General features: G+C 62.6%; 4 protein-coding genes. All 4 read right to left on the bottom strand.

Annotated elements, in window-relative coordinates:
- Positions 1–301, bottom strand: a 301-nt coding sequence (locus ACTS2Z_RS11210) for a F0F1 ATP synthase subunit B family protein (protein WP_442573296.1), incomplete at its 3' end; no start/stop codon positions are given.
- 118 nt (positions 302–419) lie between these two features.
- Entirely contained in the window at positions 420–647 is a 228-nt protein-coding gene (locus ACTS2Z_RS11205; protein ID WP_442573295.1) for a F0F1 ATP synthase subunit C, read from the bottom strand.
- 60 nt (positions 648–707) lie between these two features.
- Positions 708–1484, bottom strand: a complete 777-nt coding sequence (locus ACTS2Z_RS11200) for a F0F1 ATP synthase subunit A (protein ID WP_442573294.1) — start codon at positions 1482–1484, stop codon at positions 708–710.
- 95 nt (positions 1485–1579) lie between these two features.
- A complete protein-coding gene (locus ACTS2Z_RS11195) occupies positions 1580–1882 on the bottom strand; it encodes an AtpZ/AtpI family protein (RefSeq protein WP_442573293.1) in 303 nt (100 codons plus the stop codon).
- Between the last annotated feature and the right edge of the window lie 94 nt (positions 1883–1976).

The following is a 1976-nucleotide window of genomic DNA, read 5'->3' as shown; positions in this document are numbered from 1 at the left end:
CCTGCGCCTTGGCGCGGGCATCGGCGAGGGATTTCTCGTAGGCCTTGACCGCTTCGTCAGCCTGGGCCTTCAGCCCGGCTGCCGCGTCGAGATCGTCGGCGATGCGGTCCTTGCGTTCCTCGATGGTCGAGCCGATCCGCGGCAGCAGCCAGCGCGACAGGAGGAAGTAGAGAACGGCAAAGCTGATCGCCAGCCAGAAGAGCTGCGATGCGAAATAGGTCGGATCAAAGGGCGGAAAGGCCGCTTCCGCGGCGTATCCGGCACCTTCTGTGATCTCTGTCTGGGACTCCTGCAAGCGCAAGGCGTCCTCCCTTCAATCAAGACGACGAAACCGAAGGCCTCATACGCAGTACCGGCCAGGCTCTTGCCCGATGGCAGGCCCGGCCGGAACGCGTGTACTCAAACCGTCGCTGGATGGATCAGACGACGAAGAGCAGCAGCAGGGCGATGAGCAGCGAGAAGATGCCCAGCGCTTCGGTCACGGCGAAGCCGAAGATCAGGTTGCCGAACTGAGCCGGCGCAGCAGACGGATTGCGCAGGGCGCCCGTCAGGAAGCTGGAGAAGATGTTGCCCACGCCGAGCGCAGCGCCCAGCATGCCGAAGGTGGCCAGTCCAGCGCCGATGTATTTTGCGGCTTCCGCGTCCATTTTGATACTCCTCGAGGATGAACGGTTGAGTTGATGCGGGTGAAGATGGATCCGATGCGCCTAGTGGTGACCCGGGTGCAGCGCGTCGGACAGGTAGATGCAGGTCAGCACGGCGAACACGTAGGCCTGGAGGAAAGCCACCAGGAATTCCAGCGCGGTCAGGGCGACGACCATGATCAGCGGGGCCACGGCGCCGACAGCGCCCAGCGCGCCGACAGAGCCGAGCATGATGATGAAGCCGGCGAACACTTTCAAAAGGATGTGACCGGCCAGCATGTTGGCGAACAGACGCACGCCGAGCGTTACCGGACGCGAGATGAAGGAGATGATCTCGATCACGATCACGAAGGGCAGGATGGCGACCGGCACGCCGGACGGCACGAAAATCTTGAAGAATTTCAGGCCGTTCTTGAAAATGCCAAAGCCCACCAGAACCGTCATCACGGTCAGCGCGAGCGCGAAGGTCACGATGATGTGGCTGGTGAAGGTAAAGCCGTGAAAGCCCGGTACGGGGAAGTAGGGCAGCATGCCCAGCATGTTGCCGACCAGGATGAAGATGAAGAGCGTGAACACGAACGGGAAGAAGCGCAGCCCGTCATTGCCCGCGGTCGAGCGGATCATGCCCGCGACAAACTCGTAGAGCAGTTCGGCCACCGACTGGGCGCGGCCCGGCACCAGCGTGGCGCGCGAGGTTGCCAGCGCCAGCAGGCCGACGGTCAGCACCACGGCAGCAACCATGAAGTAGCTGGAGTTCGTGAAAGACAGGTTCAGGCCACCCACGCTCAGATCGGCGATGGGATGGATCTCGAACTGCTTGATCGGGTTGGTGTCAGCCACGCCCGGCCCCTTGACTATGTTGCGGACGCCCGGTTGCCCGGCCCGTCCTGGAAACGTGACGTGCGCCTATCGCGCCACGGCGCGAAGCGCAAGAGCTAGTTCTGCATCGACTTCGCGGCGCGCACGATATTCAGCGCGCCAGCAGCAAAGCCGAGTACCAGTCCGACGAGCAGCCCGAAGGGCGACCAGCCGAAGAAATGGTCCGCCAGGAGCCCCACAAATACTCCGGCAACGACGCCGCCGAAGAATTCCGATCCATAGCGCAGACCGAGTGACCAGCCGGCAGGTGGCGCGTTGTCCTTGTCTGCCTTTGCCTGTCTGGCCTTGAGTTTTTCGGCAAGTCGCTGCTCGAAATCGTCAGGGCCGGATGGGCCGGTATGGTCGCTGGGATTGGACATGAGGGCCTGTTTGCCTCCGGAAGACGCCCCCCGAAAGCGGGCGCACACTATAAGCGCGGTATGGGCAAGTCAAGTGACGGCAGGATGCGTCTAA

This window comes from Glycocaulis sp., assembly GCF_052168375.1.
Lineage (GTDB): Bacteria > Pseudomonadota > Alphaproteobacteria > Caulobacterales > Maricaulaceae > Glycocaulis.
The sequence above is the reverse complement of the archived record's forward strand: the minus strand, read 5'-3'. Positions and strand labels throughout refer to the sequence as shown.

Coding starts and splice junctions, on each gene's coding strand:
- ACTS2Z_RS11205 (WP_442573295.1), bottom strand. CDS start 647: ATGGACGCGGAAGCCGCAAAATACATCGGCGCTGGACTGGCCACCTTC.
- ACTS2Z_RS11195 (WP_442573293.1), bottom strand. CDS start 1,882: ATGTCCAATCCCAGCGACCATACCGGCCCATCCGGCCCTGACGATTTC.